General features: G+C 64.7%; 13 protein-coding genes. 10 read left to right on the forward strand and 3 right to left on the reverse strand.

Annotated features, from left to right (window positions below; genetic code table 11):
- Positions 1-44 precede the first annotated feature (44 nt).
- Entirely contained in the window at positions 45-1,244 is a 1,200-nt protein-coding gene (locus tag RPS27_RS05300; RefSeq protein WP_212067794.1) for an ABC transporter substrate-binding protein, read from the forward strand.
- 177 nt (positions 1,245-1,421) lie between these two features.
- On the opposite strand, the gene RPS27_RS05305 is transcribed toward RPS27_RS05300, so the two are convergent.
- The gene (locus tag RPS27_RS05305; protein ID WP_212067795.1) at positions 1,422-2,534 is read right to left on the reverse strand and encodes a lysozyme inhibitor LprI family protein; all 1,113 of its coding nucleotides are present in this window, start codon (positions 2,532-2,534) and stop codon (positions 1,422-1,424) included.
- A gap of 90 nt (positions 2,535-2,624) precedes the next feature.
- Positions 2,625-3,353 carry a transglutaminase-like cysteine peptidase gene (locus tag RPS27_RS05310; protein WP_212067796.1) on the reverse strand — a complete coding sequence of 243 codons (729 nt, stop codon included), beginning with the start codon at positions 3,351-3,353 and terminating at the stop codon, positions 2,625-2,627.
- Between the two features lie 619 nt (positions 3,354-3,972).
- Here RPS27_RS05310 and RPS27_RS05315 point away from each other — a divergent pair.
- Together RPS27_RS05315 and RPS27_RS05320 are read left to right on the forward strand one after the other, a co-directional pair.
- Positions 3,973-10,242 carry a VCBS domain-containing protein gene (locus RPS27_RS05315; RefSeq protein WP_409517541.1) on the forward strand — a complete coding sequence of 2,090 codons (6,270 nt, stop codon included), beginning with the start codon at positions 3,973-3,975 and terminating at the stop codon, positions 10,240-10,242.
- Positions 10,243-10,373: 131 nt separating this feature from the next.
- Entirely contained in the window at positions 10,374-12,605 is a 2,232-nt protein-coding gene (locus tag RPS27_RS05320; RefSeq protein ID WP_212067798.1) for a CHASE2 domain-containing protein, read from the forward strand.
- A gap of 122 nt (positions 12,606-12,727) precedes the next feature.
- On the opposite strand, the gene RPS27_RS05325 is transcribed toward RPS27_RS05320, so the two are convergent.
- Positions 12,728-14,323 (reverse strand): ABC transporter substrate-binding protein, encoded by a 1,596-nt coding sequence (locus RPS27_RS05325; protein ID WP_212067799.1) that lies wholly within the window; start codon positions 14,321-14,323, stop codon positions 12,728-12,730.
- 199 nt (positions 14,324-14,522) lie between these two features.
- On the opposite strand from RPS27_RS05325, the gene RPS27_RS05330 reads away from it, so the two are divergent.
- The 7 genes from RPS27_RS05330 (at position 14,523) to RPS27_RS05360 (ending at position 21,880) form a co-directional block, all read left to right on the forward strand.
- Positions 14,523-16,181, forward strand: coding sequence for an ABC transporter substrate-binding protein (locus RPS27_RS05330; RefSeq protein ID WP_212067800.1), 1,659 nt, complete (start codon positions 14,523-14,525; stop codon positions 16,179-16,181).
- Between the two features lie 197 nt (positions 16,182-16,378).
- Positions 16,379-17,332: an ABC transporter permease gene (locus RPS27_RS05335; protein ID WP_313753888.1), complete on the forward strand. Its 954-nt coding sequence runs from the start codon at positions 16,379-16,381 to the stop codon at positions 17,330-17,332.
- Between the two features lies 1 nt (position 17,333).
- Positions 17,334-18,236: an ABC transporter permease gene (locus RPS27_RS05340; RefSeq protein ID WP_194404589.1), complete on the forward strand. Its 903-nt coding sequence runs from the start codon at positions 17,334-17,336 to the stop codon at positions 18,234-18,236.
- Between the two features lie 2 nt (positions 18,237-18,238).
- On the forward strand, positions 18,239-19,300 hold the full coding sequence (locus tag RPS27_RS05345) for an ABC transporter ATP-binding protein (RefSeq protein ID WP_194404588.1): 1,062 nt from the start codon (positions 18,239-18,241) through the stop codon (positions 19,298-19,300).
- Positions 19,297-19,494, forward strand: coding sequence for a hypothetical protein (locus RPS27_RS05350; protein ID WP_211415770.1), 198 nt, complete (start codon positions 19,297-19,299; stop codon positions 19,492-19,494). Before RPS27_RS05345 ends, RPS27_RS05350 begins: the two co-directional genes overlap by 4 nt.
- The gene (locus RPS27_RS05355) at positions 19,491-20,906 is read left to right on the forward strand and encodes an amidase (protein WP_211415771.1); all 1,416 of its coding nucleotides are present in this window, start codon (positions 19,491-19,493) and stop codon (positions 20,904-20,906) included. Before RPS27_RS05350 ends, RPS27_RS05355 begins: the two co-directional genes overlap by 4 nt.
- A complete protein-coding gene (locus RPS27_RS05360; protein WP_212067801.1) occupies positions 20,903-21,880 on the forward strand; it encodes an ABC transporter ATP-binding protein in 978 nt (325 codons plus the stop codon). The genes RPS27_RS05355 and RPS27_RS05360 overlap by 4 nt, the downstream gene beginning before the upstream one ends.
- The last annotated feature ends 94 nt before the right edge of the window (positions 21,881-21,974 follow it).

The following is a 21,974-nucleotide window of genomic DNA, read 5'->3' on the forward strand; positions in this document are numbered from 1 at the left end:
CCCCGCCCTCCGCGTAACACGGGCCTTTAGGAGAGGAGACGTCAATGTCGAAATCGTTCAGCGCGTTCGGCCTTGCTGTGAGTGCCGTGGTGCTCACCTGTCTGCCGGCCGCGGCGCAAACCAAGGTCACCAACGAGGGCATCTCGGCAAGCGAGATCGTCATCGGTACGCATCAGGATCTCTCGGGCCCGATCAAGGGCTGGGGCGTTCCGGTCTCCAACGGCATGAAGATGGCGACCGAGGAGATCAACGCGGCCGGCGGCGTCAACGGCCGCAAGATCCGCCTCGTCGTGGAGGACAGCGGCTACGATCCGAAAAAGGCCGTGCTGGCGTCGCAAAAACTGATCGAGCGCGACAAGATCTTCGCGATGGTCGGGGCGATGGGATCGCCCACCGTGCTCGCCGCGCAGGACATCCTGCTCGACGCCGGCGTGCTTCAGCTCTTTCCGCTGACGGCCGCCGAGTTCACCTTCAAGTTCGATCCGGCCAAGCCGCAGGAGCGGCTCAAGTTCAACAATTTGCTGCCCTATGTCGAGAGCACGCGCGCGGCGCTGAAATACATGATGGAGTGGAAGAACTTCAAGAAGCCCTGCATCATGCACCAGGACGACGAGTACGGCAAAAACGTGCTCGACGGCTTCAACCAGCAGCTCACAGCCATGAAGGTGCAGCCGGCTTCGATCACCAGCTACAAGCGCGGCGCCTCCGACTTCAGCGCGCAGGTCGCCAAGATGAAGTCCGACGGCTGTGACCTCGTCGTGCTCGGCGCGGTGCTGCGTGAACCCATCGGCGCCATGACCGAGGCCAAGAAGCTCGGTTGGGACGTCACCTTCCTCGGCGCAACGCCGACCAACGTGATGGAAGTGCCGATGCTCGGCAAGGACGCCGTCGAAGGCCTCTACGCCGCGAGCGGCTTCGAGATCCCCTATGAGGACACCGCGAAAGGCAAGGTCAAGGACTGGCTCGTCAACTACAAGAAGATGTTCGGCACCGACGCCAACACGCAGGCGATCATCGGCTACAATGCGATGATGACCTTCGCCTTCTACGCGCAGAAGGCCGGCAAGGACCTCACGGGCCAGAAGATGCTTGATGCGCTCGAGTCGGGTGAAAAATTCCTCGACATCTTCAACTCGCCGCCGACCAAGTTCTCCAAGACCGACCACCTCGCGAACACCATCACCCAGGTGCAGCAGGTCAAGGGCGGCCGCTGGGTGCTGGTGAAGGACAATCTGATGTTCTGATGCTTCGCTTTCACCCTCCCCTGGTGGGGGAGGGGCGATCGCGCGCAGCGCGAGCGGGGTGGGGTGATCTCTCAGCACGGGCAGTGCCGCAAAGCCGAGAGTTCGTCACCCCACCCCGTCTCACATTTCGCTGCGCTCCATGTGAGCCGGCCCTCCCCCTCCAGGGGAGGGTAAGTGCTACGATCCCCCGCCGGCCGTCCCCGAATTCACCGGCGCCAGTTCGTCCTCGCGGCAGCGCCAGCCGTCGGCGGCTTTGACGAACGCAAACGTCCGCTGGATCCTGAGGCGGCGCGTCACGTTGAAGGCTTCCGCCGAGCGTTCCTTGTTGGCGGCGCCTGGCTGCGGACGACCGGTCCTGGCGTCCCAGCAGGTGCCGGTGCAGGTGGTCGCGACCTTGCTACACACAGTGAAGGGCGCCAGCACCGCCATTTCGATCTCGCCCGTGACCTGCGCCTCCTGCTCGGTCACCTGGCTGTCGAGCGCGTAGACGCGGTTGATGCGCAGGAAGTTGCCGCACGAATTGGCCGCATGGATCCGTGCGGCGCAGAAGTCGACCGCGTCGGTGTCGGGGATGCGGGCCGCGACTTGGCGGCCGAACACCTTCTTGGCATCTCCCTTCGCCGCGCGCACTTCGTCGGTCTTGCGCTTCAAATGCTCCGCAACACAGTCCTCCGCGGATTCGAGCTCCTCGAGCGGCACGTTCTCCTTGCCGACCAAATTGCATTTGCGGTCGCGCTCGCGGGTCCACCTGCCGTATTCAGCAAAGGCAAAGCGCGCCGCGGTCGGATCCAGCTTGCCGATCAGTCCGAGCACGAGGCCATTGAGCTCTGCTTCGGCCAGGGTCAGCGACGGGTCCGCACAGATCAGCGCGCCCGCTGCGGTGTTGGCCGCCAGGCAGTCGAAGTCGGGATCGCGCACGATCGCAGCGCGCTCCTCGGTCACCTTGAGCAGGCAGGCCTTCACCCGGTCGAATTCGTCGGGGCGGACCGCGGTCTGCCCGACGATGCCGCAGCCGAGATTGCGCTGGCGGATCCAGATCGCATTCTCTTCGATCGCAGGCAGGCGATCGGGCAGGCGGGCAAGCCGCGCCTCGATCGCGGTGCTCAACGTCTCGGCGGCGGCCGCAAGCGCGGCGTCTCCGCAGAACAATTGATTGCCAGGGTCGCGGATCTGCGCGCAGTTGTTCTTGGCGAACAGCGGCAGCCTGTCGGCGATGGAGCGGTCGGACTGCGCTGACGCGGATGAGGCGAGCGCCAGCAGCGCAATCACAGTCAGCACGATGAACCGCATTCCCTCGCCCCCGCATGGAAGGCGCCATGCTAGCGTCTGGGATCGCGTGGTGGAATGGGGTTGTGTGGGGAGGTCTGGTCTACAAGAGGGTCAATTTGCGCCGGACGCCATCGAGAACCGCGCGGGCTCGTCGACATATTTCAGCACGGCCGACTGGTAGAGTGTGAACAGCGGTTGATAGCTGCGCGCGGCGTCGTCCTCGACCATCGCCATGCGGCGGTTGTCGAGCATCAGCCAGCGGCCGTCGAGCTTTGCTGCGGCAACCGCATGCTCTTCACCGGCCCTGGCGTCCCGCACCACGACGATGCGGAGGTCTTCGGCGGCGATTCCTGCCAGCCGCAGCGCGGCCAGCTTGGCGATGGCGTAGTCTTCGCAATCGCCGGTGCCGCTGGCGAAGGTCGCAAGCGGTGAGCTCCAGACGTCGTCCATGCCGTCATTGGCGGCCCGGATGGCAAGGTTGATGGCGCGGTTGGTCTCGCCGAGCCGCGCGCGGCCGTCGCGAGCACGGGCCTGGTCGACGATGGCGAGCAGCTTCAGGGCCGCGGGCGACGCGCAATTGTCGCGGTCGCCGTCGCACAGCGCAAGCTGCACCATGTCGTCGTCGAGCCTGTCCTTCAGCGCGAGCCATTTTTGCCGCAGGCTGCCGGACGAAATCGCGAAGGCGAACACGCCGAACGGCTCGGCGGATTTGCGCACGAGAAGGCCGGCTCCCGGCGACAGCAGCGAGCCGGCGCGAAGCTCGGCGGCCGATCCGAACAGGATCAATCCGCACAGGACAAGCATGGCGCGCCAGGCGCGCGAGCGAGCAGCGGTCTCCATCTGACATCCCCTTCCTGGCTTCGTCGGGTCCCCCTCGACCTCGACGCGCCGGGCTTTGTTGCTTTCGGGGAGATAGTGCGAGACGGGCCGTTTTGTTCTGCTTAATGCGCCCGGCAGGGGTTCCTAAAACCGGGAACAGGCTGAAACCGACCTGCCCAAATTGCGTAAAATTTTACGATTCTCGGGCTAGGAGGTGTTCTGCTGCCGCGAAATGGAGGCAATTGCAGGCACAAGTTGTGGGGACGTCGAATCTGCGTCCTATGCCTAACAGTCCGCTATTTCACGGGGTCTGTTACTTAGGTCACAGATTTAGCTCTGTATTTACCGCAGGATGTGGCGGGACCCCGCCAACAAGAGATGACGCAAGTATCTGTGCCGTGACTATACTCCAGGTTACCTTGGAAGACTGGAAATGCGTGCAAATAGGCCGAATTCGACTTCAGAATATTTGAAAGATTTCTTCGGCTTCTCTATGGCGGCGCCGCTCCGCAGGGGCGCCTACGGCCAAGTGATGCGAAATCACACAAGCATTAGGTGGTATCGCTAAGGACTTGGTAATGCTATGCAAGCTTAGGCAGTCGATACTTACTTAAATTTTAACCCTTTTTACGGTGCCCGGTTGAATTACGCTGGCCAATTTGACGGCGCGATTTCCTTGGACGGCCAGGGTTCCCGCTCGCCCTTCAATGCCCCGACCAATGCCCATGTCGATTCCTTTACCGCGAAGGCGCACGGTCACGTGCCTGACGGCGCGTTCGTTGTTCCCGACCCCAACCTGATCTTCAACGGCGAGTTCAAGCGCGCAGGCCTCGATCTCGTCTTGTCCCACGAGGGGCATGAATTCGTCGTTCACGATTATTTCCGGGGTGACAAGCGCGCAGCGCTCGCCTCGCCCGATGGCGCCCACCTCACCGGCGACATCGTCAACGCGCTCACCGGCTATGTCCAGGTTGCGCAAGCCGCGCCCGGCGCTGCCGCGGCCCAGGTCATCGGCCACGTCACCAAGCTCTCCGGAAGCGCGACCGCGATCCGCAACGGCGTCTCGGTCATCCTGAACAACGGCGACAACGTCGAGAAGGGCGACGTGGTTTCGACCGGCGCCGATTCGACCCTCGGCATCACCTTCATCGACGGCACCGTGTTCGGCTTGTCTTCGAACGCGCGCATGGTGCTGAACGAGATGGTCTACGACCCCAACGGGTCGAGCAATTCCTCGCTGCTGAGCCTCGTCGCCGGCACCATCACCTTCGTCGCCGGCGAGACCGCCAAGCACGGCGACATGAAGATCGACACGCCGGTCGCCACCATGGGCATCCGCGGCACGGCGGTGCTGACACAGATCAACTTCGTCGTTCCGGCAGGCGGCGGCGATCCGCAGCCGCAGGCCAGCTTCCAGGTGCTGGTCGAGCCGAACGGCACGACGGGCTCCTACATCCTGTTCGACAAGATCACGCTGCTGCCGATCGCGACGGTCAACCAGGCCGGCCAGATGATCCAGATCAGCGGCGGCAACGTCTCGATCTCCAATGCGCTGATGTCGCCGGACGTTCAGAAGCTGATCACGGACGTGTTCACGCTGAAGTTCACCGACAACAACACCAACACCAAGCTGACCACGAACTTCACCGACACGCTCACGCCGATGAGCCTGGACGTGGTGTTCAAGTCGGCGTCCGGCCCCATCGTGACCGCGACCTTCGTCAATCTCAATACGCAGGGATCGGAAGGGCCGAGCACCTCCACGCCGCCCGCCTTGCGTATTCCCGGCCAACCGATTGCGCAGAGCTTCGACTCCAGCGGCAATTTGAAGACGGCGTTCTCGCTGACCGAGCGTGCTGACGCGACCGGCGACACCCATGCCGATACGATCTCCGGCCTGATCAGGTTCGTCGACCAAAACCTCGGCGACCGGCCGACGGTGAGCATCAGCCTCGCCGAAGCGCCGAACTATGCCTACAAGGACGCCGGACAGCACGACGTTACCGGCTCGCTCACCGATCTCCAGAAGCAGGACATCGCAGCGACGCAGATCCAGATCAACGTCGTCCCCGGCGCCGGCAACGACAACAACGGCTCGGCGGTCTGGACTTACACGATCCCGGACAACGTCTTCGACTTCCTCGCCGCCGGCGAAACGCTGACGCTGACCTACATGGTCCGCGTCGATACCAATTTCTCGGTGAGCCCCGAGTCGAGGCTCATCCCGATCACCATCACGATCACGGGGACCAACGACAAGCCCACCGTCGCGACGTCGGGCGGAACCGTCATCGAGAAGATCGGCACCGGCAACGAGGCTCTCGACACCATCACGGGAACGGTCACCTTCACCGACGTCGATCTGACCGACCGGCCCATCGTGAGCGCGGCGCTCTCGTCCAGCCAGCCCTTCAAATATCTCGATGCGCAGGGCCACGATATCAGCGCGACGCTGACGCCGCAGCAACTCGCGGCGATCGCCGCCGTCGAGGTGCCGCTCACCGTGCTGCAGGGTGCGGGCAACGGCAACAACGGCTCGGCCATCTGGACCTACAGCGTTTCCGACCATCTCTTCGATTTCCTCGCCGAAGGCGAGACGCTGACCCTCAACTATGTGGTGCAGGTCGATGACGGACACGGCGGCGTCGTCAGCACGCCGATCACCGTGTCCATCAACGGTGCGGACGTCAATGTCGAGGGCACCAACGACGTGCCGACGATCGTCGAGGACGATACCAATCCGGCCGGCGCTGTGACGGAGGATAGTGCGGCCACGCTCGCGGCGAACGGCACCATTGCCTTCAACGACCCCGATCTCACCGATACGCACACTGCGAGCTACGTCCTGAAGTCGACGGTTTCGAGCGCGCACCTGCCCGGGTTCGGCGACGGCACGTCGCATATCGGCACGTTCGCGCTCAATCCGGTGGTCGAGAGTCCGGGCGTCAGCTCCCGTGGATCGGTGGGCTGGACCTTCACGCTCGACGACAACGATCCGGTGCTGCAGTCGCTGGCGGAAGGCCAGACCATCACGCAGGTCTACACCGTGACCGTCGACGACCATCACGGCGGGACGGTGACGCAGGACGTCACGGTGGTCATCACCGGCACCAACGACGCGCCGACCATCACGAGCGATGCAGACGCCGCGGCCGGGGCCGTGACCGAGGATGCGGCCACGCCGACGCTGTCGACCGGCGGCACGCTGGCGATCCAGGATCTCGACCTGATCGACACCCACACCGCGGAGGCGGTGTTCAAGTCGGCGACGTCGAACGCGCATCTGCCGGGCTTCGACGGCCATACGCCGCTCGGGACCTTCACGATCGACCCGTCGGTGACGGAATCCAGCGGGGACACCGACAACGGCGCGACGCTGGGTTGGCATTTCGCGCTCAACGACAACGGTCCGGTGCTGCAGTCGCTGGCCAAGGGCCAGACCATCACCCAGATCTACACCGTCACGTTCACCGATAATCACGGTGCGGAGGTCACGAAGGACGTCACGGTCACCATCACCGGCACCAACGACGCGCCGACGGTGACCAGCAGTGCCGCGGACGCCGCCGGAGAGGTGACCGAGGACGACACCAGCGTGACGCTGTCGATCGACGGCACTTTGGCGATCCAGGATCTCGACCTGATCGATGCGCATACGGCGCAGGCGGTGTTCAAGTCGTCGACGTCGAGCGTGCATCTGCCGGGCTTTGACGACGATACGCCGCTCGGGACCTTCACGATCGATCCGTCAGTGCTCGAATCCATCATCGACACCGATAATGGTGCGACGCTCGGCTGGCACTTCAGCCTCGACAACAACGATGCGGTGCTGCAGTCGCTGGCGCAGGGCCAGACCATCACCCAGGTCTACACGGTCACCTTCACCGACGATCACGGCGCATACGTCTCGCAGGACGTGACCGTCACCATCAACGGCGCCAATGACGCGCCGACGATGACCAGCAGTGCCGCGGATGCCGCCGGAGCGGTGACCGAGGACGCCTGCGTGACGCTGTCGATCGACGGCGCGCTGGCGATCCAGGACCTCGATCTGGTCGACACCCACACTGCGGAAACGGTGTTCAAATCGTCGACCTCGAGCGTGCATCTGCCGGGCTTCGACGACGACACGCCGCTCGGCACCTTCACGATCGATTCCGCAATCGCCGAGTTCAATGATGACACCGGCAACGGTGCGACGCTCGGCTGGCACTTCAGCCTCGACAACAACGATGCGGTGCTGCAGTCGCTGGCGCAGGGCCAGACCATCACCCAGGTCTACACGGTCACCTTCACCGACGATCACGGCGCGTATGTCTCGCAGGACGTGACCGTCACGATCAACGGCGCCAACGATGCGCCGACCATCACCAGCGATGCCGCCGCGGCGACGGGCGCGGTGACCGAGGATGACGACGCCTCGCTGACGGCCGGCGGCACGCTGGCGATCCAGGATGTCGACCTGATCGACACCCACACCGCGCAGGCGGTGTTCAAGTCGTCGTCGGTCAGCTCGGCCCTGCCGGGCTTCGAGGACGACAGCACGAATATCGGCACTTTCACGATCGACGCCGTGTCCGAATCCGGCGGCGATACCAGCAACGCTGCGACGCTCGGCTGGCACTTCACGCTGGACAACAACGATCCCGTGCTGCAATCGCTGGCGGAAGGGCAGACCATCACCCAGGTCTACACCGTCACATTCGACGACCAGCATGGCGGCACGGTCAGCCAGGACGTCACCGTCACGATCACCGGCACCAACGATGCGCCGGCGGTCTCCTATGTCACGTCGGACTACATGAATTTCGACGGCCAGACCATCGCGGTGGGCGAGCTGCCGACGGTCGCTTCCGACGAGGTTACGCTGGACGGCTGGGTGAACTGGAACGGGGGCGCAGAGGCCGGTCATGGCCAGATCCTGTTCTACAACGGCAACACTTCGACGACGGGCTTCGGCCTGCTCGGTACGGTCAATGCCGATGGCACGATGGAGCTGCAGATCCTCGCAGGCGGCGTTCAGATCGCCGATACCGGCGTGGCGCTCGCGGCATCGCAATGGCACAACGTCGCGCTGACCCGCGACAACGGCACCTTCTCGCTCTATCTCGACGGCAACCTCGAATATTCGCAGGCCTGGTCGATCAACCCCATCGACGGCAGTCCGTCGAATCCGTCGGCGTCCTACATGATGATCGGCGCTGCGAGCGAGCCGGGCGCGGCGGGCTTTGGCGCGGAAGGCTTCTTCGGCTCGATCGCCGATGTCAGCGTCTGGAACGCCGCGCTGACGCAGGCGCAGATCCAGTCGCTCGATTTCACGGCGCTCACCGGCAGCGAGACGAACCTCGCCGCGTATTACCAGCTCGGCGACGGCAGCGGGACCACGGCCGCCAATGCGGTCAATCCCGCCAAGAGCCTCGCCATCGAGGGCGATGCGGACTGGGCAAGCAGCACGTCAGGACCGGGCGGCGCCGTCGCCGATCTCGTGGAAACCGATGCCGGCCAGCTTGCGCACGGCGTGCTGGCGCTCTCCGACGTCGACGCGACCGATCATGTCACGGTGTCGGTCGGCGAGCTGCAGGTTGCTCTCGACGGCGCGCCGCAGTCCGGCAGCGTCGGCGGGCTGTCGCATGCGGACCTCCTAAACTATCTCAGCGTTCCGTCCGGCGATATCCTCGACGGCACGGCCACGCAGACGCAACTCACCTGGAATTTCGATTCGCAAGGCCATGCCTTCGACTTCCTCGCCGCCGGCCAGACGCTGTCGCTGCAATACACCATCGTTCCGGATGACGGGTACGGTGCGGGCACCAGCGCGATCGTCACCGTCAACATCGCCGGCAGCAACGATGCGCCGACGCTCGCCGATCTCCACATCGGTCCGCTCACGGACACGGCCGCTGCCGACACCTTCTCGGATCTGAACGGGACGCTGACGGGGAACGACGTCGATACCGGCGAGACGGCGACGCTGACCTATGCCGTCCTCAATGCGGATCATCACGCGGCAACGACGGCTGTCGGATTGTACGGCACGCTGACGATCAATCCCGACGGCTGCTACAGCTACGTCCCGAACGCCGCGGCGATCAACGCGCTGGCGGCAGGATCCTACGCCGATACCTTTACGGTCCAGACCACGGATGTGCACGGCGCGACCGGCACGGCCACGCTCACGGTCGACGTGACGGGGGCGAACGATGCCAACGGCCCGGTCATCGATACCGCAAGCTTCCAGGTCGAGCACATCATCGAGAACGGCAACGACATCGTCAACGATCTCGTCGTCATCGACACAGATGCAGGCGCGGCGGCAGATACGTTCACCGTCACGCTGTCGACCGCACATCCGGACGTCAGCAGCGTCTATTTCGCTCCGATGACGGGTTCGCTCGAGCAGATCAACGCCGGCCTCGCGAGCGGCGGCACCGGCGTCGTCTACGATCCGACGGGCGCCAGCACCGATGACTACCCGCAGCCGCCCGAATTCGACCAGATCACGCTGACCGTCGCCGACTCGTCCGGCCACTCCGACACGGTCAATTTCATCTTTGTCGAGGGAGAGACCAGCCAGCAGATCGTTCTTTCGGGCGCCGACGGCAAGGACGTCATTTTCGCGACCGAGTCGAGCGGCACGCTGATCGGTGGCGGCGGCAAGGACCAGTTCGTGTTCGCGCCGGCCGCATCGCAGGATGCCATCCAGCACACCGTGAACGATTTCGAGATTGGCCTCGACAAGATCGACCTGCGCCAGTTCAGCGGCATCAGCTCGATCGGCGATCTGTCACCGGCGTCGCAGGATGGCGGTACGCTCCTCACGCTGGACAATCACGAGACTCTCCTGCTGAAGGGCATGGTCAGCGCGAACCTGCAGGCCAGCGACTTCATCTTCGGTCCTCATGTCACCTAGTGACGGCGGCCTTGCCGCCTTGACCGCAGCAAAAAACCCTTAGTTCCTGGCGTTCGGGGAATAGCCAACCGCGCGCCGACGCTCCATGATCGGCACGCACGGCATGGTGCAGGCCAGGAAGTCCGATTGGAATGAAACGTCTCAAGATCCTGCGGCGGTGGTTTGCGCGGAAGCTGGGCTTCGCGCGGCTGATGTGCCTTGCGCTGCTGGTGCTGTTCGCCGGCGCGCGCCTGTGGGATCCGCCGCCGATCCAGGAATTGCGGCTGCGCACCTTCGACATGTTCCAGCTGATCGACCCGCGCCACAAGGCGGCGCGTCCGGTCGTGATCGTCGACATCGACGACAAGAGCCTGGCTAAGCTCGGGCAGTGGCCGTGGCCGCGCACGCGGATCGCCGACCTGATCCAGAACCTCACCAATAGCGGCGCGGTGGCGATCGGCTTCGACGTGGTGTTCTCCGAACCCGACCGGCTCAACCCGGATCTGGTCGCGAGCCAGATGCGCTATCTCGACGATGCCACGCGCGCCAAGCTGCGCGAGCTGCCGACCAACGACCAGATTCTCGCCGACGCCATCAAGCGCTCGCGCGTGGTGCTGGGCGAGACCGGGCTTCCGTCGGTCTTGTCGGAGCTGGACAAATCGCTGCCGTTTACCGGGGTGGCGACGGTCGGGGAGGAGGGGGCCGAACGCTTCCTGTTCGAATTTCCGGGCTTGCTGCGCAACGTGCCTGTCATCGAGAAGGTTGCAGCCGGCCGCGGCCTGTTTTCGATCAGGAAAGAGCGGGACGGGTTCATCCGCCGCGTGCCGATGATCATGCGCGCACAGGGCAACATCATGCCCTCGCTCAGCCTCGAGATCCTGCGCGTCGTCACGGGCACGCCGACGCTGCTGGTCCGGACCGACAAGACCGGTGTCAGGTCGATCCGCCTCAAGGGCGCCGAGATCCCCACCGACAAGAACGGCCAGTTCTGGGTGCACTACGCGCGTCGGGATCCCTCGATCTACGTCTCGGCGGCCGATGTGCTCGACAACAGCGAGCCGCCGGGCAGGTTTGCCGGCAAGCTGGTGCTGGTCGGGACCTCCGCCGCCGGGCTCAACGACATCAAGACCACACCGGTGTCCGCGACCATGCCGGGGGTCGAGATACATGCCCAGGTGCTGGAGAGCGTGCTGAGCGGCGCGGTGATCTCGCAGCCGAATTACGCGCTCGGCGTCGAATTGCTCGCGGCGTTGATCATCGGCCTGCTGGTGATCATCTTCACGCCCAATCTCGGTCCCGTGCGCCTCGTGCTCGCGGGTGCGACCTTCGCCGCCATCCTGGTCGGCGTGTCCTGGTTCTTCTATGCGCAGTACCGCTACCTCATCGATTTCACCTATCCGCTGCTTTCGACCACGGCGGTCTACCTGACGCTGATCTTCGCCAGCTTCGTCCGCGAGCAGCGCCAGCGCGTGCAGATCCGCGGGCAGTTCGCGCAATACATGTCGCCGGTCCTGGTCGAGCAGCTGGCTCAGTCGCCGGAAAAGCTGGTGCTCGGCGGCGAGGAGCGCGAGATGACGATCATGTTCTCCGACGTGCGCGGCTTCACCACGATCTCGGAGAGCTACAAGCACGACCCGCAAGGCCTGATCGCGCTGATGAACCGCTTCCTGACGCCGCTGACCGACGTCATCATCGAACGGAAGGGCTATATCGACAAATACATGGGCGACGCCATCATGGCGTTCTGGAACGCGCCGCTCGACGATGCCGAGCACGAGGTCAACGCCTGCGAGGCCGCGATCCAGATGCTGGAGAAGATCGACACGGTCAACAGGGAGCGCGAGGAGGAAGCCGCCGAAGGCGGCCGCGTCTACATCCCGCTCAATGTCGGCATCGGTCTCAACACCGGCATCGGCGTGGTCGGCAACATGGGCTCCGACCTGAAGAAGAACTACTCGGTGCTCGGCGACAGCGTGAACCTCGCCTCGCGGCTGGAAGGCCAGTCGAAGGAATACGGTTTTCCCATCATCGTCGGCTCCCGCACGGCGCTCGCCGCCAAGGACAGGTTCGCGATCCTCGAGCTCGACTTCATCATGGTCAAGGGCAAGACCGAGCCGGAGGTGATATACGCCATCGCCGGACGCGAGGACGTGATGCATTCGGCCGCCTTCCAGCGCCTGCGCAACATCACCATCGAGATGCTCGGCTGCTACCGCGGCCGCGACTGGCAGGGCGCGCTCGATGCGATCGAGCGCGGCCGCCGAAGCGAGGACGCCGACACCCTGGAGAAGCTGTTCAGGCTCTACGAGGCGCGGATCGAGGATTTCCAGCTCAACCCGCCGCCGGAGGGCTGGACCGGGGCGTATGCGCTGCTGACGAAGTAGTGTTTCGAGCGTATAACCAGCCCGCTGGTGCGAAGCGCGGTGCCCACAATCTTATCCTGCAATGTAGAAATGGTGGGCACGCTTACGCTTTGCCCACCGTACGGCAGCGGTGATCGCCGCCTTCACTCCATCCCGATCGTGGTCAGATCCTGAAACCAGTGCTGGGCCTGCACGAATTGCTTCACCTTCGGCGACAGCGCGTGCGGGTTGGTGTCGTGGACGACCCAGACCAGCGCGGCATCGTCGACGATCAAAGCGTGCGCCTGCGCCAGCAGCTCGTCCTGTTTGGCGGCATTGAAGGTCTGCTTGGCCTCGTCGATCAGCGCGTCGACTTTCGGGTTCTTGTAGCCGCCCCAGTTGACGCCCACGGGCGCGATCTGGCCGGAATGGAAGAAGCGGACGATGGCGTAGAGCGGGTCCGAGGTGACATAGGCGATGTTGTTGGCGGTGATGCCGGCGTTGATCTCGTCGGCCGCGCCCTTGCGCCAATGCGTGTAGAGCGTCTCGAGCTCGACCACCTTGAAGTCGATGTCGATGCCGATCTCCTTGAAGCTCTGCTGCAGGAATTCGTTCATCGGCAGAGACAGCATCTGGCCGCTGCCGCCTTGCGCGATGATGAAGGTGGCCTTCAGCGGCTTCGCCTTGGAGTAGCCGGCTTCCTCGACGAGCTTCTTCGCGGCGGCGAGGTCGTATTTCAGCTCGAAGCTCGGCTTGCCGAACCACGGGCTGGACGGGTCGACCTGTCCTTTCGCCGGCTTCGCCAAGCCATTCATCAGCCCGACCACCGCGTCGCGGTCGATCGCAAGGTTCAGCGCCTTGCGCAGGCGGATGTCGGTCCAGGGCGAGCCCGGCAGCACGGACAGGTGATAATTCCAGACATGCGGCGTGACGTTGTCGACGAGCTTCATGCCGGCGGCTTTGAGCTGCGGCACCGCGTCCGGTGCCGGCGTCTCGATCAGATCGACCTGGCCCGCGAGCAGCGCATTGGTGCGCGTCAGCGCTTCCGGCATTGGCACCAGCACGATCTTGTCGGCCTTGGGAATGCGCTTCTTATTCCAATAGTCAGGATTCTTGCTGAGCTCGGCGAGCTCGCGCGGTACGAGTTTTGTCAGTTTGAACGGCCCGGTACCGGAGGGCTGGCTGGCGAACTTGTCCCAATCCTTGCCGAGCTTGTCGTACTGCGCGGGGCTCGACACCAGAAACCACAGCATCTGATAGGGGAAGAAGGAATCGACCGTCTTGGTGGTGATCTCCACCGTGAAATCGTCGATCCTGGCGTAGCTGGCGACGGAGGGCAGGCGGGTCTTCACCTGCGCGCTCTGCCGCTTGTCGAATTGCGGCGCTTTGTCGTTGAGCACCTTGTCCAGATTCCAGATCACCGCATCGGCATTGAACGCGCTGCCGTCGTGAAAGGTCACGCCCTTGCGCAGCGTGAAGCGCCACTTGGTCTTGTCCTCGTCATCCACCTTCCACTCGGTCGCAAGCCCCGGCACCAGCTTGCCGGGCCGGTCGGCGACGTCCATCTCCCAGGCGACCAGCGGATCGTAGATCGTGTAAGCCGTGAACTGATAGGCGCCGGCACCGCGATCGGGTTGACCCGTGGTCAGCGGAATGTCCGCCATCGAGATGCCGTAGCGCACCACGGTTTCGGCGCGCGTCGAGATTGCGGACGACGCCAGCGCAAGCACGGCGAGACAAATCGATAGACGGATACGCATGGCCTAGAGCTCCCAGGGGATTGCGGGAGCGAACCTGCAATCTTGATGCCAGAATAGGCAGCGCGGCGCGTACACCCGCCTCCGGCACACAAGGACTTGTCGTCGCAGGGCCAAATTGCAGAATAAGTTTCTCTCTGGCATAGCCATTGCATACGATTGCATCAAAAATAGTCATCGAAGCCGGAAAAGGATTGAGGCGATGCTTACGAAGAAGAACACACGCGCGGCATTGATCGCGGTGCTCGCTCTAACGACGGCGGCGGCCTGGCCGCGTGCGGTCAGCGCGGAGACCGTGCTGCGCATCGGCATGACCGCTGCCGATATTCCGCGCACGCTGGGCCAGCCTGATCAGGGTTTTGAAGGCAACCGCTTCACCGGCCTCACCATGTACGACGCGCTCACCGGCTGGGACCTGTCGTCTGCCGAAAAGGCGAGCGTGGTGATCCCCGGCCTTGCGACCGAGTGGAAGGTCGACGATGCCGACAAGACCAAGTGGATCTTCAAGCTGCGTCCCGGCGTGACCTTCCACGACGGCACCCCGTTCAACGCGGATGCAGTGGTGTGGAACGTCGAGAAGGTCTTGAAGCAGGATGCGCCGCAATTCGACGCCAGCCAGGTCGGCGTCACGGCGTCGCGCATGCCGACGCTGGCCTCGGCGAAGAAGATCGACGACATGACGGTCGAGCTCACCACCAAGGAGCCCGACAGCTTCCTGCCGATCAACCTCACCAATTTGTTCATGGCGAGTCCGGCGAAGTGGCAGCACTTCTACGACAAGGCGGAAGGCGCTGACGCCAAGGCGAAGTCGCAGGCGGCCTGGACCGCGTTTGCCAAGGACGCCGCCGGCACCGGTCCGTGGAAGATGGCGAGCTTCACGCCGCGCGAGCGGCTCGAGCTGGTGAAGAACGCGAGCTATTGGGACAAGGCACGCGTGCCCAAGGTCGACAAGATGGTGCTGCTGCCGATGCCGGAAGCCAACGCGCGCACCGCGGCGCTGCTCTCCGGGCAGGTCGATTGGGTCGAGGCGCCGGCGCCGGATGCGCTGCCCGAGCTCAAGCAGCGCGGCTTCAAGCTCTACGCCAACGAGCAGCCGCATGTCTGGCCCTGGCAATTCTCGCGCGTCGAGGGCTCGCCCTGGAACGACATCCGCGTGCGCAAGGCCGCGAATCTCTGCATCGATCGCGAAGGCCTCAAGGACGGCCTGCTTGCCGGACTGATGGTGCCCGCGACCGGCACATTCGAGCCCGGTCATCCCTGGCGCGGCAAGCCGAGCTTCGAGATCAAATACGACAAGGCCGCCGCCCAGAAGCTGATGCAGGAAGCGGGCTTCGGCCCAAACAAGAAGCTGACGGTGAAGACGCAGACCTCGGCCTCCGGCTCCGGCCAGATGCAGCCGCTGGCGATGAACGAATATCTGCAGCAGGCGCTCGCCGAATGCTATTTCGACGTGAAGCTTGACGTCATCGAGTGGAACACACTGTTCACCAACTGGCGCCGCGGCGCCAAGGATCCCAGCGCCAACGGCTCGAACGCCACCAACGTCACCTATGCCGCGATGGACCCGTTCTTCGCACTGGTGCGCTTCCTGCAGTCGGGCATGGCGCCGCCGGTCTCGAACAATTGGGGCTTCATCAACAATCCCAAGTTCGATGAGCTGGTGAAGAAGGCGCGGCAGACCTTCGATCCCGCCGCGCGCGACGCCGCGCTCGCCGAGCTGCACGCGGCCTCCGTCGACGACGCCGCCTTCCTCTACGTCGCCCACGACGTCGGCCCGCGCGCGATGAGCCCGAAGGTCACAGGCGTCGTGCAGCCGAAGAGCTGGTTCATCGACTTCTCGCCGGTGTCGATCGCGCAGTAATCTAGCGGCTTGCGCGATGCACCCTCTGCCCCTGTGGGAGAGGGTGGCTTCGCAAAGCGAAGCCGGGTGAGGGGTCTCTCTCCGCTGGAGCAGACCCCTCGACCGTCGCAAGATCGTCCGCGGAGACAACCCCTCATCCGGCGCGCTAAGTGCGCGCCACCTTCTCCCACAAGGGGAGAAGGAAGAAAGAACCAAACGTGCTCGCCTATATCGCCAGACGCATCGTCTATGTCGTCCCGATCGTCATCAGCGTCGCGCTGGTGTGTTTCCTGCTCGTGCACATCACGCCGGGTGATCCGCTCGTTGCGGTGCTCCCCGCAGATGCCTCGCAGGAGCTCGCCGCGCAGCTGCGCACCGCCTATGGCTTCGACGGCCCGCTGCCGGTGCAGTTCGGGCTTTGGCTGCTCCGTGCCCTGCATGGCGATCTCGGCAATTCCATCGCTACCGGGCGCCCCGTTCTGGCCGAGGTCATGCGCGCGGTCGGCAACACCGTGACGCTCGCGATCGCGGCCGCCATCATCGGCTTCACGATGGGCATCCTGCTCGGCCTGATCGCCGGCTATTTCCGCGAGACTTGGATCGACAAGGTCGCGACCTCCTTCGCCATCGCCGGCGTGTCGGTGCCGCATTACTGGCTCGGCATGCTGCTCGTCATCATCTTCTCGGTGCAGCTCAACTGGCTCCCCGCGGTCGGCGCCGGGCCCAACGGCTCCAACTCCTGGGCGTGGGACTGGGCCCATCTGAAATATCTGGTGCTGCCGGCGATCACGACCTCGGTGATTCCCATGGGCATCGTCACCCGCACCGTGCGCGCACTCACCGGCGACATCCTCAGCCAGGATTTTGTCGAGGCCTTGCGCGCCAAGGGGCTGCACGAGCGCGGCGTATTCCGCCACGTCATCAAGAACGCCGCGCCGACCGCGCTGGCGGTGATGGGGCTCCAGCTCGGCTACATGCTGGGCGGCTCCATCCTGATCGAGACCGTGTTCTCCTGGCCGGGCTCGGGCTTCCTGCTCAACTCCGCGATTTTCCAGCGCGATCTGCCGCTGCTCCAGGGCACGATCCTGATCCTCGCGCTGTTCTTCGTCTTCCTCAATCTCCTGGTCGACATCGCGCAAGCCGCGATCGACCCGCGTATCAAGCGGGGCTGAGATGAGCGAGCTTCCGCTAATCGCCACCACTGACGCCGCTCTGCAGGCCGCGCCTGCGACCAAGGCGCGGGGCTATTGGGCGACCGTCGGCCGCCGCATCGCCCGCGACAAGGTCAGCATGGCCTGCGCGCTGGTGCTGCTGCTGATCTTCCTCTCGGCGATTCTCGCGCCGTGGCTGGGCCTCGAGGACCCCTACAAGGGCTCGATGATCCGCCGCCTGCGCCACATCGGCACGCCGGGTTATCCGCTCGGCACCGACGAGCTCGGCCGCGACATGCTGGCGCGGCTGGTCTATGGCGGCCGGCTGTCGCTGGTGATCGGCATCCTGCCCGTGATCCTCGCTTTCGGCATCGGCACCTCGCTCGGCCTCGTCGCCGGTTATGTCGGCGGCAAGCTCAACACCGCGATCATGCGCACGATCGACGTGTTTTATGCGTTTCCCTCGGTGTTGCTGGCGATCGCGATCTCCGGCGCATTGGGCGCCGGCATCCTCAACTCCATCGTGTCGCTGACCGTCGTGTTCGTGCCGCAGATCACCCGCGTCGCCGAAAGCGTCACGACAGGCGTCCGCAACATGGACTTCGTCGAAGCCGCGCGCGCCTCGGGTGCCGGGCCCTTCACCATCATGCGCGTGCACATCCTCGGCAACGTGCTGGGTTCGATCTTCGTCTACGCCACGAGCCTGATCTCGGTTTCGATGATCCTGGCGGCGGGTCTGTCCTTCCTCGGCCTCGGCACCAAGCCGCCGGAGCCGGAATGGGGCCTGATGCTGAACACCTTGCGCACCGCGATCTATGTCAATCCCTGGGTCGCCGCGCTTCCGGGCGCGATGATCTTCGCGGTGTCGATCTGCTTCAACCTGCTCTCGGACGGCCTGCGCAGCGCCATGGACATCAGGAACTAGCCATGAGCGAGAGCAACGCATCTGTCTCCATGCTCGAGCCGGTCGAAGACCGCGGCGGCGCCGCGCAGCCGCTGCTGCAGGTCAACGGGCTGACCAAGCATTTTCCCGTGCGCGGCGGGCTGTTCGCCGCCAAACGCACCGTGCGCGCCGTCGACAATGTCTCCTTTGCCGTCGCCAAGGGCGAGACCGTCGGCATCGTCGGTGAATCCGGTTGCGGCAAGTCGACCACCGCGCGGCTTCTGATGCACCTGATGCCGCGCGATACCGGCGACATCATCTATGACGGCATGACCGTGGGTCAGTCGCTGAGCTTGCGCGAGCTGCGGCGCGGCATGCAGATGGTGTTCCAGGATTCCTACGCCTCGCTCAATCCGCGCCTCACGATCGAAGAATCCATCGCCTTCGGCCCAAAAGTCCACGGCATGGCCGACGGCGCGGCACGCACCCTCGCCCGCGAGCTGCTAGGTAAGGTGGGCTTACGCCCCGAAAACTTCGCCAACCGCTATCCGCACGAGATTTCCGGCGGCCAGCGCCAGCGCGTCAACATCGCGCGGGCGCTGGCGCTGTCGCCGCGATTGGTGATCCTGGATGAAGCCGTCTCCGCGCTCGACAAATCTGTCGAGGCACAGGTGCTCAATCTGCTCGCCGATCTCAAGCGCGAGTTCGGGCTGACTTATCTCTTCATCAGCCACGACCTCAACGTCGTCCGATACATTAGCGACCGCGTGCTGGTGATGTATCTCGGCGAAGTCGTCGAGCTCGGGCCGGTCGATCAGGTCTGGGATAGCCCTGCGCATCCCTATACGCGCGCGCTGCTTGCTGCGATGCCGTCCTCCGACCCTGACAGGCGCACCGAGACGCCGCCGATCACGGGCGATCCGCCCAATCCGATCGATCCGCCCTCGGGTTGCCGCTTCCACACCCGTTGCCCGTTTGCGGAGCCGCTCTGCGCAAATGCGACACCAAAGCTCACCGCGCTCGATAGAATGGGCCACGAGGCCGCGTGCTACATGGCGATACCGGGTTCAGGCCATAGCCGCGCGCCCAGGGAGACAACCGCATGACGAGACCGACACCGAAAGAGATCAGGCCGATGGCGCAAATCGCCGGCGTGCCCGTGGACGACGAGGTCGCAACCCGCATCTCCAACTCGATAGGGCCCGCCTTCGAAGGCTTTGCGGCCATCGCCGGCACGCTGCCGTTCGACCTCGAGCCCGCGCTCTATCCGATCGCGCAGACGCAAAAGGTGTCGAAATGAGCCTTGAGCCAGCCTTCATGACGCTCACCGAGGTCGCACGTGCGATCGCGATGAAGCAGGTCTCTTCGCATGAGGTGACGCGCGCACTGCTGCACCGCATCGGGCAATGGCAGCCGCATCTCAATGCCTTCATGTCGGTCGAGGCGGAGGCTGCGCTGAAGGCGGCCGAGGCCGCCGACGCCGAGCTTGCCAAGGGCAAGGTCCGCGGTCCCCTGCATGGCGTGCCGCTTGCGCACAAGGACATGTATTACGACGCGGGCCACGTCGCGACCTGCGGCTCGCTGATCCGCCGCGACTTCGTGCCGACCGTGACCTCCACCGCCTTGCAGCGGCTGAAGGACGCCGGCCAGATCCGCTTGGGCACGCTGCATCTCGCCGAATTCGCCTATGGCCCGACCGGCCACAACGCGCATTACGGTCCGGTGCGCAATCCCTGGAACGTCGCGCATATCACCGGTGGCTCGTCCTCGGGCTCCGGCTCGGCGGTCGCGGCGCGCCTGACCTATGCGGCGCTCGGCTCCGACACCGGCGGCTCGATCCGCATGCCCGCGCATTTCTGCGGCGTCACCGGCCTCAAGACCACGTGGAGCCGGGTCAGTCGCGCCGGTGCAATGCCGCTGTCGCAATCGCTCGACACGGTCGGCCCGCTGGCCCGCACCGCCGAGGATTGCGCGCTGTTGCTGGCGCTGTTGGCCGGCGCTGACCCCGCTGATTCAACCTGCAGCCACGAGCCGCTGTCGGATTACGTCGCCGCCACCAAGGGCTCGCTGAAGGGCCTCAAGATCGGCGTGCCCGCCTCGTTCTATGTCGACGATCTCGACGCCGAGGTCGCGCGCGTGCTCGACGAGACCATCGCGGTGCTCAAGCGCGAGGGCGCCGACATCGTCAAGGTCGAGCTGCCCGACCAGCGGCAATTGTCCTCGGCGAGCCAGCTCGTGCTCGCCGCGGAAGCGGCCGCCTTCCACAAGCGCTGGATGATCGAGCGTCCGCAAGATTATGGCGCGCAGGTCCTGATGCGGCTGCAGAACGGCCTCGCCGTTCCCGCCATCACCTATCTCGAGGCGATGCGCTGGCGCGGTCCGGCCCTGGCTGCGCACCATGCCGCCACCGCGGGCGTCGATGCGGTGATCGCGCCGGCCTCGCCGGTACCGGCGCCGACGATCGAAGAGAGCGATGTCGGCGGCGGACCGAACGCGCCGGCGCTGTTGCAGCGGTTGACGCTGTTCACCCGCCCGGTGAACTTCCTCGGCCTGCCGTCGCTCACCGTGCCCTCGGGCTTCACCCGAAGCGGTCTTCCGATCGGCATGCAGCTGATCGGCCGTTCCTTCGACGAAGCGACCCTGCTCACCATCGGCGCGGCCTTCCAGCGCGTCACCGACTATCACGATCGATTGCCGAAACTGCCGTCATGACCAAGCTCGTCGAGATCTCAGGCCTCAACATTCGCTTCACCGGTGAGCGCACGGTCTATGCGGTGAACGATCTCAGCCTGTCGCTGGGTGATGGCGAGGTGCTGGGGCTGCTCGGCGAGTCCGGTTCGGGCAAGAGCGTGACCTTGCGGGCGCTGATGCGGCTGTTGCCGAAGAAGCGCACGCAGATTTCCGGCAAGGTCAACGTGATGGGCCGCGACGTGCTCGCCATGAACGACGAGCAGCTGTCGTCGTTCCGCGGCCAGACCGTCTCGATGATCTTCCAGGAGCCCGCGCTCGCGCTCGATCCGGTCTACACGATCGGCGCGCAGATCGCCGAAAGCGTGGTGCGCCACGAGGGCAAAAGCTACGCCGAGGGCAGGGCACGCGCGCTGGAAATGCTCGAAGTCGTGCGCATTCCGTCGGCGAAGCGGCGGCTCGATGCCTATCCGCACGAAATGTCCGGCGGCATGCGCCAGCGCGCGATGATCGCGCTGGCGCTGGCCTGCCGGCCAAAAATCCTGCTGGCGGACGAGCCGACCACGGCGCTCGATGCCACCGTGCAGATCCAGATCCTTTTGTTGCTGCGCGAATTGCAGCGTGAGTTCGGCATGTCCGTGATCTTCGTCACCCACGACATCGGCGTTGCCATCGAGATCTGCGACCGTGTCGCGGTGATGTATGCCGGCCAGATCGTGGAGCAGGGGACCCTTCGCGATATCGTCCGTTCCCCGGTGCATCCCTATGCCAAGGGCCTGCTTGCCTCGACCGTTCACGGTGCGAAGCGGGGACAGCGCCTCGAAACCATCCCCGGCACGCCGCCCTCGCTGGCCGAAAAGCCGCACAACTGCTCCTTCGCCCCCCGCTGCAAGCTCGCCGAGCCGCGTTGCCTGGAGCAGTTACCTGCCAATGTGGAGGTCGGGCGGGGTCGGGCGGCGCGATGTGTGCTGGCGGAGCCCGTCACCGCGGTGTCATAGTTTCGGATGAGGTGAACCAAGTTCGCGGCAACGGGAGCCTCATCCTGCCATTCACACCCCATTCATCCCGGTTCCCGTTCCATGCCGGGCATTG

It is taken from the genome of Bradyrhizobium sp. WYCCWR 12699 (genome assembly GCF_032144035.1).
GTDB lineage: Bacteria > Pseudomonadota > Alphaproteobacteria > Rhizobiales > Xanthobacteraceae > Bradyrhizobium.

Coding starts and splice junctions, on each gene's coding strand:
- RPS27_RS05300 (WP_212067794.1), top strand. CDS start 45: ATGTCGAAATCGTTCAGCGCGTTCGGCCTTGCTGTGAGTGCCGTGGTG.
- RPS27_RS05305 (WP_212067795.1), bottom strand. CDS start 2,534: ATGCGGTTCATCGTGCTGACTGTGATTGCGCTGCTGGCGCTCGCCTCA.
- RPS27_RS05310 (WP_212067796.1), bottom strand. CDS start 3,353: ATGGAGACCGCTGCTCGCTCGCGCGCCTGGCGCGCCATGCTTGTCCTG.
- RPS27_RS05320 (WP_212067798.1), top strand. CDS start 10,374: ATGAAACGTCTCAAGATCCTGCGGCGGTGGTTTGCGCGGAAGCTGGGC.
- RPS27_RS05325 (WP_212067799.1), bottom strand. CDS start 14,323: ATGCGTATCCGTCTATCGATTTGTCTCGCCGTGCTTGCGCTGGCGTCG.
- RPS27_RS05330 (WP_212067800.1), top strand. CDS start 14,523: ATGCTTACGAAGAAGAACACACGCGCGGCATTGATCGCGGTGCTCGCT.
- RPS27_RS05340 (WP_194404589.1), top strand. CDS start 17,334: ATGAGCGAGCTTCCGCTAATCGCCACCACTGACGCCGCTCTGCAGGCC.
- RPS27_RS05345 (WP_194404588.1), top strand. CDS start 18,239: ATGAGCGAGAGCAACGCATCTGTCTCCATGCTCGAGCCGGTCGAAGAC.
- RPS27_RS05350 (WP_211415770.1), top strand. CDS start 19,297: ATGACGAGACCGACACCGAAAGAGATCAGGCCGATGGCGCAAATCGCC.
- RPS27_RS05355 (WP_211415771.1), top strand. CDS start 19,491: ATGAGCCTTGAGCCAGCCTTCATGACGCTCACCGAGGTCGCACGTGCG.
- RPS27_RS05360 (WP_212067801.1), top strand. CDS start 20,903: ATGACCAAGCTCGTCGAGATCTCAGGCCTCAACATTCGCTTCACCGGT.